The organism is Roseobacter sp. (genome assembly GCF_024639605.1).
In the GTDB taxonomy this organism is placed as follows: Bacteria; Pseudomonadota; Alphaproteobacteria; order Rhodobacterales; family Rhodobacteraceae; genus Roseobacter.
In genome coordinates, this window is sequence record NZ_JAHEHZ010000049.1 from 14,829 (window position 1) to 22,724 (window position 7,896).

8 protein-coding genes are annotated in these 7,896 nt (G+C 62.8%); 7 read left to right on the plus strand and 1 reads right to left on the minus strand.

Annotated elements, in window-relative coordinates; genetic code table 11:
* Positions 1 to 304 precede the first annotated feature (304 nt).
* Genes cimA through Q0M35_RS08530 form a run of 3 tightly spaced genes read left to right on the plus strand, consistent with a single transcriptional unit; the run spans position 305 to position 3,410 of the window.
* Positions 305 to 1,927 carry a citramalate synthase gene (gene cimA / locus Q0M35_RS08520; RefSeq protein ID WP_295314144.1) on the plus strand — a complete coding sequence of 541 codons (1,623 nt, stop codon included), beginning with the start codon at positions 305 to 307 and terminating at the stop codon, positions 1,925 to 1,927.
* Complete coding sequence (locus Q0M35_RS08525; RefSeq protein ID WP_295314146.1) at positions 1,924 to 2,646, plus strand: class I SAM-dependent methyltransferase; 723 nt, start codon at positions 1,924 to 1,926, stop codon at positions 2,644 to 2,646. Before cimA ends, Q0M35_RS08525 begins: the two co-directional genes overlap by 4 nt.
* Positions 2,643 to 3,410 (plus strand): squalene/phytoene synthase family protein, encoded by a 768-nt coding sequence (locus Q0M35_RS08530; RefSeq protein ID WP_295314148.1) that lies wholly within the window; start codon positions 2,643 to 2,645, stop codon positions 3,408 to 3,410. The genes Q0M35_RS08525 and Q0M35_RS08530 overlap by 4 nt, the downstream gene beginning before the upstream one ends.
* Before the next feature lie 55 nt (positions 3,411 to 3,465).
* Here Q0M35_RS08530 and Q0M35_RS08535 read toward each other — a convergent pair whose 3' ends face one another.
* Positions 3,466 to 4,677 carry an MFS transporter gene (locus Q0M35_RS08535; protein ID WP_295314150.1) on the minus strand — a complete coding sequence of 404 codons (1,212 nt, stop codon included), beginning with the start codon at positions 4,675 to 4,677 and terminating at the stop codon, positions 3,466 to 3,468.
* A gap of 77 nt (positions 4,678 to 4,754) precedes the next feature.
* Here Q0M35_RS08535 and Q0M35_RS08540 point away from each other — a divergent pair, with 77 nt between their 5' ends.
* The 4 genes from Q0M35_RS08540 to Q0M35_RS08555 all read left to right on the plus strand — a co-directional run bounded on the left by Q0M35_RS08540 (position 4,755) and on the right by Q0M35_RS08555 (position 7,665).
* Positions 4,755 to 5,504, plus strand: a complete 750-nt coding sequence (locus Q0M35_RS08540) for a precorrin-6A/cobalt-precorrin-6A reductase (RefSeq protein ID WP_295314152.1) — start codon at positions 4,755 to 4,757, stop codon at positions 5,502 to 5,504.
* The gene (locus Q0M35_RS08545) at positions 5,492 to 6,124 is read left to right on the plus strand and encodes a DNA-3-methyladenine glycosylase 2 family protein (protein WP_295314154.1); all 633 of its coding nucleotides are present in this window, start codon (positions 5,492 to 5,494) and stop codon (positions 6,122 to 6,124) included. Before Q0M35_RS08540 ends, Q0M35_RS08545 begins: the two co-directional genes overlap by 13 nt.
* On the plus strand, positions 6,121 to 6,786 hold the full coding sequence (locus Q0M35_RS08550) for an alpha/beta fold hydrolase (RefSeq protein ID WP_295314156.1): 666 nt from the start codon (positions 6,121 to 6,123) through the stop codon (positions 6,784 to 6,786). The genes Q0M35_RS08545 and Q0M35_RS08550 overlap by 4 nt, the downstream gene beginning before the upstream one ends.
* A 102-nt stretch (positions 6,787 to 6,888) precedes the next feature.
* Positions 6,889 to 7,665 carry a potassium channel family protein gene (locus tag Q0M35_RS08555; protein WP_295314158.1) on the plus strand — a complete coding sequence of 259 codons (777 nt, stop codon included), beginning with the start codon at positions 6,889 to 6,891 and terminating at the stop codon, positions 7,663 to 7,665.
* The last annotated feature ends 231 nt before the right edge of the window (positions 7,666 to 7,896 follow it).

The following is a 7,896-nucleotide window of genomic DNA, read 5'->3' on the forward strand; positions in this document are numbered from 1 at the left end:
GCCAAACTCGAGGCCCTGAAATGAGCCGGCACCGACATGAGGACAGTCCCCGGCCGCGGGTGGGGGTGAAACCCCCGCCCGGCGGGGCGGTCGGGGGCTGTCCGGGCAGCTGGCCCGGCCTTCAGAAGGAAGCTCCGGTCGTTTCGTTCGAGGTCAGCCTTTCTGGCGCGCGGGCTGATCAGGCACTACGGCCGGGAGCTTCGGTTGACGGTATTCACAACAACGTCTTTCTGACCTCATCGCGCGCCGCGCGCCAACGTGACATCAACGCCGGACAAACCCGTACAAAGCGCGGGGCTGTCGCATGACCCGTGAACGGCTTTACCTTTACGACACCACCCTGCGCGACGGGCAGCAGACCCAGGGCGTGCAGTTTTCCACCGAGGAAAAACGCACCATCGCCACTGCGCTCGATGCGCTTGGTGTTGACTATATCGAGGGCGGCTGGCCAGGGGCCAACCCGACGGACAGTGCGTTCTTTGACGCAGCGCCTGAGACGCGCGCGCGCATGACGGCCTTTGGCATGACTAAACGCACCGGCGTCTCCGCCGAGAACGACGATGTACTGGCCGCAGTGATGAACGCGGGTACGACCGCGGTTTGTCTTGTGGGCAAGACCCATGATTTTCATGTTCGCACGGCGCTGGGTATCGACCTCTCTGAAAACACTGAAAACATCGCGAAATCCATCGCCCATATCACGTCGCGCAGACGCGAGGCGATCTTTGATGCGGAGCACTTCTTTGACGGCTGGAAGGCCAACCCGGAATACGCACACGAAGCTTTGCGGGCGGCATATGATGCCGGTGCGCGCTGGATCGTGCTCTGCGATACCAACGGTGGCACGCTGCCCGGAGAAGTGGGCAGGATCACGGCCGAAGTGATTGCGGCGGGCCTCCCCGGCGACCGGCTTGGCATCCACACACATAACGATACCGAAAACGCGGTGGCCTGCACGCTGGCGGCGGTCGATGCCGGCGCGCGTCAGATCCAGGGCACGCTTAACGGTCTGGGCGAGCGCTGCGGCAATGCTAATCTGACGGCACTGATCCCGGTGCTGCTGCTCAAAGAACCATACGCCAGTCGCTTTGAAACCGGCGTCAGCGAAGAGGCGCTGAAAACGCTGACGCGCACTTCGCGGATGCTGGATGAGATCCTCAACCGGGTGCCACGCGCGCAGTCGGCTTTTGTCGGTGCCTCGGCCTTTGCACATAAGGCGGGGCTGCATGCCTCTGCAATCGTCAAGGACCCCACGACCTATGAGCACATTGATCCGGCAGAGGTCGGCAATGCGCGGATTATTCCGATGTCCAACCAGGCCGGGCAGTCAAACCTGCGCCGCCGCCTCGAAGCGGCTGGCCTCAGGGTGGAAAAAGGCGATCCGGCGCTCGGGCTGATCCTCGACACGATCAAGGCGCGTGAGGCCGAAGGCTATTCCTATGACACAGCGCAGGCGAGCTTTGAGCTCCTCGCGCGCAGCGCACTTGGCCGGATGCCTGAGTTTTTCGAAGTGAAACGCTACCGGGTCACCGTCGAGCGGCGCAAAAACAAATATGACAAAATGATCAGTCTCTCGGAGGCTGTGGTTGTCGTCAAAGTGGATGGGGAAAAGAAACTCTCGGTGTCGGAATCGATGGATGAAACGGGCAGCGACCGGGGCCCGGTGAACGCGCTCGCCAAAGCGCTCGCCAAGGATCTCGGACCGTATCAGACGATCATCGACGACATGCGGCTGGTGGATTTCAAAGTGCGGATCACGCAGGGCGGCACCGAAGCGGTTACCCGCGTCATCATCGACAGTGAAGACGGGCAAGGCCACCGCTGGTCGACCGTGGGCGTGTCAGCCAACATAGTCGATGCCTCCTTTGAGGCTCTGCTTGATGCGATCCGCTGGAAAATCCTGCGCGACCGGGGGCCCGCTGTGTGAGCGATGCATACTGGCAGGCGTTTTTTGAGTTGCACCGGGGTCTGCCGCGGGAAGGACCGGGGTGCCCGGAGGATGTCGCCTGGGCGGCGGGTGTCCTGCGCCTGATGCCGGATGCGCGCATATGCGATGCCGCCTGCGGCCCGGGTGCTGACATTGCGGCCCTGCTTGCTGTTGCACCGGAAGGTCATGTAACGGCAATGGATAAAACGCCGCACTTTGCTGAAGCTGCCACCAGTCGCTTTGCGGGCGACCCGCGTGTGGCGGCGGGGCAGGGCGATATGGCAGAGATCACCGGCCCCTTTGATCTGATCTGGTGCGCCGGCGCGCTTTATTTTCTGGGTATCACGCCGGGGCTGACCCTCTGGCGTGATGCACTGGCACCCGGCGGGGCGGTGGTTTTCTCCGAGCCCTGCTGGTTTACCGACGACCGGCCACAGGCTGCTCGTGATGCCTGGGCGGAATACCCTCAGATGACCGATGAAGCGGGGATCCGGTCAAAGGCAGAGGCTGCCGGGTATCAGGTTCTGGCCACACGCCGGGTCCCGGATCACGCATGGGAGGCCTATTACGCGCCGCTTGATCAGCGTATTGCAAAGCTGCGCCCCGGCGCGGGCGAGGCGCTGAACCGGGTTCTCGATGAGGCTGGCGCCGAGGCCGCAGCATGGCGTGCGCACCGGGACGTTTTCGGCTATCTGCTCTGCGCTGTCCGCAAGCTGTGACTTTCGACGCCGATCTCACGGCCTGCGCGGCGCTTGTTGAAAAAGCTGACCCGGAGAGATTTGCCGCAACGATGGTCAGCCCGCCGTCAGCCCGCCCCGTGCTGTTCGCGCTCTATGCCTTTAACGTCGAGGTCTCGCGCGCACCCTGGGTGACGGCTGAGCCGATGATCGCCGAGATGCGGTTGCAGTGGTGGCGCGATGCGCTTGAGGAAATCGGCACAGGCGGCCCTGTGCGCCGTCACGAAGTGGTCACCCCGCTGAGCAGAATACTGGATGCGAAGGGGGCAGAGATCCTTGATCAGCTGGTGGCGGCGCGCCGCTGGGACATCGGGAAAGACGCGTTCGAAGACGCAGCCCATATGGCGGAATACCTTGATCGCACGGCCGCCGGGCTGATGTGGGTTGCAGCCCGCGCGCTCTGCCCGGACATCAGCGGCGATGCCGCAACGGAGGCGCGGGTCCGGCGCGCTGGCCATGCAGCGGGTCTCGCCCGTTTTCTTCGCGCGGTGCCCGCGCTTGAGGCCGCAGGACGGATCCCGATGGTGGATGGTCGCCCCGGCGTGATTGCAGCACTGGCCGCGGAGGCACTGGCGGGCAGCAAACACCCCGGCGGTCTGCCCCGCGCTGCGCGGCCTGCGCTGACCGAAGCCTTTGCCGCCCGGGATATCCTGTCACAGGCCGCGCGCGATCCGGTGCGGGTGGCCGAGGGAACACTTGCCCTCAGCCCGCTGAAACGCAGCTTTCGCCTCTGGCAGTGGTCCTGACAATCCCCGGTGGCGCTGCTGCGGGAGGAGCGTCACGACAGCGGGAGCGAGGGCTCTAAACGGTCCGGCGCACGGGACGGAACATCAGCCAGATCAGCGCCGAGCCCGCGAGAGCCAGAAACGGTATCATCGCCAGATTGACCGCCACCCAGCCTTCTTCCGGTGTTCCGCCGGAGCAGTTCATCAGCCCGCCTGAGGACAGAGACGCAATCGTGACACCGCCAAAGACAATAAAGTCATTTATTCCCTGCATGCGCCCGCGCTCTTCCGGGGTGTGCTCGCCTGCGAGCATTGTCGTCGCCCCGATGAACCCGAAATTCCAGCCGAGCCCGAGCAGGATCAGCGCAACAAAGAAGTTCTCCAGCGCAACACCGGAGAGAGCCACAAGGCCCGCACCCGCCAGGATCACAAGACCCGTCGCCATGATCCGCTGGGTGCCGAACCGTGCTATCAGATGGCCGGTAAAGAACGACGGAACATACATCGCCAGAACGTGGGCGCTGACAATATCAGCTGCATGGGCCTTGTCATAGCCGCATCCGACCACCGCGAGCGGCGTCGATGTCATCACAAGATTCATCAGCGCATAGGTGACGGTGGCACAGATGACGGCCACTGCGATGCGCGGCGTTCTTAACAGTTCCAGCCTGCTGCGCCCGCGCGGGGCATCCTGTTCCGGCGGGGCGGGTTTCGGAATGTCCAGAAACAGAAACAGGGCTGAGCCCGCGATATTCAGCGCGATGACGGCGATATAGGTGCCGGTGAAAGGGATCACCCAGGCATCCGCCGTGAGTTTGACGATCTGTGGACCGATGATCGCCGAGGCGAGGCCGCCGGCCATTACATAAGAAATCGCGCGGGGCCTGTAGGTGTCTGACGCCATATCCGCTGCAGCAAAGCGGTAAAATCCATGTGCCGAGAAATAAATGCCGGTGATCAGGCTACCCGTGAGCAGCAGCGGAAAGGATGCTGTATAGAGCCCCCAGGCGCCAACCGCACCGCCGGCAGCCCCCCCCGCAGCGCCCACGAAAAACCCGGCGCGCCGTCCGAAACGCTGCATAATGGCGGAGACCGGATTGGCGGCCAGCATAGAGCCCAGCACGATCAGCGTGATCGGCAGTGTAGCAAAACAGATGTTGGATGCCAGCGACTGGCCCGCGAGGCCGCCAACGACAAAAAGCATTGGCATCTGGGCCCCCAGGATCGCCTGAGCAAGCACCAGTACCACGACATTGCGCTTTGCACGGCTGTCCTGAGCGGTTTCCATAAACCCCTGACTATGCTGCGCATCGTGGCGTCGCAAGCCCCTTGTTTGTGCTGCGTTTGAGGCTCACAGTGCGGCCCATGAAGCACAGTGGCACGACCCTTGTTCTGGCAGGCGCGCGCGAGGCGCACGGGATCGTGGCGGGGCTCGCTGAAAGCGGTGCAAGGGTGATCGCAAGCCTGCCGGAACCTGAACGCGGGGTGCCGCCGTTGCCGGTGCCCGTGCGACCGGGCCGGTTTTCGGACGCGGATGAGATGCGGGCTTGGATGGCAGCGCAGGAAGTGCGCCGGGTAATTGATGCCAGCCATTCCTTTGATGATGATATCAGCAATTTGGCCGCAGAGATCTGCAGCACTGGCGGTATTCCGTACCTGCGTGTCCTGCGCGACGGCTGGGCACAAACATCCGCCGACCGCTGGACCCGGTTCCCGACGATCTCAGAGGCCGTCCGCGCCGTGCCGCAGGACGCGCGGATTTTCAGCAATACAGGGTTTGGCAGTCTGCGCCATTACGCAGCCTTCCCCGGGCAGCGGCTTTTTCTGCGCCAGACCGGACAGGCGGAAGCGACGCCGCCGTGGCCCTTCGTCACGATCGTTCCGGGGCAGCCGCCCTTTTCTGAAGCTCAGGAGTGCGGCCTTTTTAAAGAGCTGGCCGTTACCGGACTGATTTGCCGGGATGTGGGCGGGCCGGCCAGCTTTTCCAAACTGGCAGCGGCGCGTGCGCTGGAATTGCCGGTTCTGATGATCAACCGACCGGCCCCGCCGCCGGATTTGCCTCTGGCCAGAACTGTGCAGGAGGCTCTTGCCTGGCAGACGGCATGCCCGACATGAGGCTGATTGAGACGGATGCGGATGTGGCCGAGGGGGCGGCGTGGCTTGCCCGCTGTGAACCCCGTTTTGCAGCGGCGCTGGGCGTGACCGGTCCGCTGCCGCTGCGCCGCCGGCCCGACGGTTTTGCACAATTGCTCAGCGCTATTGTCAGCCAGCAGGTAAGCGTTGCCTCGGCCCGCGCCATTCAGGACCGGCTCGAGCAGGCCGGCATGATCAGCGAGGAGGCTGTGCTGGCCGTCACCGAAGAGGACCTGCGCGGTCTCGGTCTCAGCCGTCAGAAAGCCCGCTACACTCATGCGCTGGCCCGTTCCGGCATCGATTATGACGCGCTGCGTGTGGCCTCTGATGCAGAAATTGTAGAAACGCTGACCGCGGTGCCGGGCATCGGCGTGTGGACGGCGGAGATCTATGCGATGTTCAGCCTTGGGCGCCGGGATGTCTTCGCCGCAGGCGATCTGGCACTGCAGGAAGCGGCACGGGTGCTGTTTGATCTGCCCGACCGTCCGGCTGAGCGCGACCTGCGCGCGATGGCCGTGAACTGGTCGCCCTGGCGGTCGGTTGCAGCGCGTCTGCTCTTTGCGTACTACAGGCACGCGAAACAACGGGACGGGATCACATGACACGGGTACTGAATGCAGAGCGCCGCGCGCCGGTCTCGGGCGACACACGCTCGGTTGTGGTTTTCCTGCACGGCTATGGTGCCAACGGGGCTGACCTGCTGGGGCTTGCCGACCCGATGGGTGAACACCTGCCGGATACACTTTTTGTGGCACCGGACGCGCCGGAAGCCTGTGCCGGCGCGCCGATGGGATTTCAGTGGTTTCCGATTCCCTGGATCGATAACTCCTCCGAAGAGGAAAGCATGCGCGGCATGTCTCAGGCGGTGGATGATCTCAATGCCTTTCTCGACGCGCTGATGGTGGATGAAGACGTGCTGCCCGAACAGGTGGTTCTTTTCGGTTTTTCACAGGGCACGATGATGGCCCTGCACGTGGCGCCGCGCCGCGAAGATGAAATCGCCGGCATCGTTGCTTTTTCGGGCCGTTTGCTGAGCCCCGAGACGCTGGCCGATGATGTGGTGGTACGCCCTCCGGTGCTGCTTGTGCATGGCGACATGGATGATGTGGTGCCGCCACAGTCCCTGCCCGAGGCCGCAGAGGCGCTGCAGGAGGCAGGCTGGCAGGATGTCTTTGCACACATCATGAAAGGCACCGGGCACGGGATCGCGCCGGACGGACTGTCTGTGGCGCTGGCGTTCATGCGTGATAAACTCAGCCTCTGACAGGCTGCGCATGTCCCGGAGCCATCTGCGGTGTTTGACAAACGGCGTGAAACTGGCTGTTGTTGATCTGCGGAGCATGCGCATCAATGTCGGTCGGAAGCTATGCCGGGATCCCTCAGAAAAACCGTCGATGAGATTTATACCGGCGCAACGCGCCGCGCCGAACGCTTTCGCTACGCACTGATCGCTTTTGATCTGATCACCATCATGGCTTTTCTGGTCACTGCGCCGATGGAGCAGACCCGTGGTATGGAAGTGGCTGGTCTGGTGATCGGAATGCTGATCGCGACGGATTTTGCTGCCCGTTTATGGATTGCGCCGGACCGTCGGGCCATGCTGCTGAAGATTTACACACTTGCCGATGTCGTGGTGGTCGTTTCGCTGCTGATTTCGCCGTTCATCCATCAGAACATCGCTTTTCTGCGGATTCTGCGCGGTTTGCGGATCATTCATTCCTATCACCTGCTCCGGGACCTGCGGCGCGCCAGCGTGTTGTTCCGCCGCCATGAGGAGACAGTCATTGCAGTCGTAAACCTCTTTGTTTTCGTATTTTTCACCACATCCGTCGTGCATGCCATGTTCGCTGACAAGGCGGACGGGCTTAACGGGTACATCGATGCGCTCTATTTCACGGTGACCACGCTCACGACAACCGGATATGGCGATATCACGCCGCAGACGACGGGTGGCAAGCTGATGTCTGTGCTGATTATGCTGGTGGGGGTGGCATTGTTTGTGCAACTGGCCCGCGCGATCATCCAGCCGGCCAAGGTAAACATGAAATGTCAGACCTGCGGGCTGCTGAAGCATGACCCGGATGCGGTGCACTGCAAGCATTGCGGCGAGGTTGTTCATATCGAGACATCCGGCCGGAACTGAACGCAGTGGCAGGGACGACCTGAGGTCCGCGAAGCGGGCAGGGCACCCGGCGGGCCGTGGCCCCGAGCGTCCGGTCCGACGCCCGGAGTGGCGTGCAGTTGAGGCAGAACAAGCTGAAATGGGGGCCTGTGGATAACCGTCATATGCCTGTCATCCGGGCATCCTAAAAAATGTGCGACATCTTGTGGTCACTCAGGGGCTTGCCAGCTTCAGACCACGATATATAGTCAG

Excerpts from the sequence above, each read along its gene's own strand:
- cimA (WP_295314144.1), top strand. The coding sequence starts at position 305 with ATGACCCGTGAACGGCTTTACCTTTACGACACCACCCTGCGCGACGGG.
- Q0M35_RS08535 (WP_295314150.1), bottom strand. The coding sequence starts at position 4,677 with ATGGAAACCGCTCAGGACAGCCGTGCAAAGCGCAATGTCGTGGTACTG.
- Q0M35_RS08540 (WP_295314152.1), top strand. The coding sequence starts at position 4,755 with ATGAAGCACAGTGGCACGACCCTTGTTCTGGCAGGCGCGCGCGAGGCG.
- Q0M35_RS08545 (WP_295314154.1), top strand. The coding sequence starts at position 5,492 with ATGCCCGACATGAGGCTGATTGAGACGGATGCGGATGTGGCCGAGGGG.
- Q0M35_RS08550 (WP_295314156.1), top strand. The coding sequence starts at position 6,121 with ATGACACGGGTACTGAATGCAGAGCGCCGCGCGCCGGTCTCGGGCGAC.
- Q0M35_RS08555 (WP_295314158.1), top strand. The coding sequence starts at position 6,889 with ATGCCGGGATCCCTCAGAAAAACCGTCGATGAGATTTATACCGGCGCA.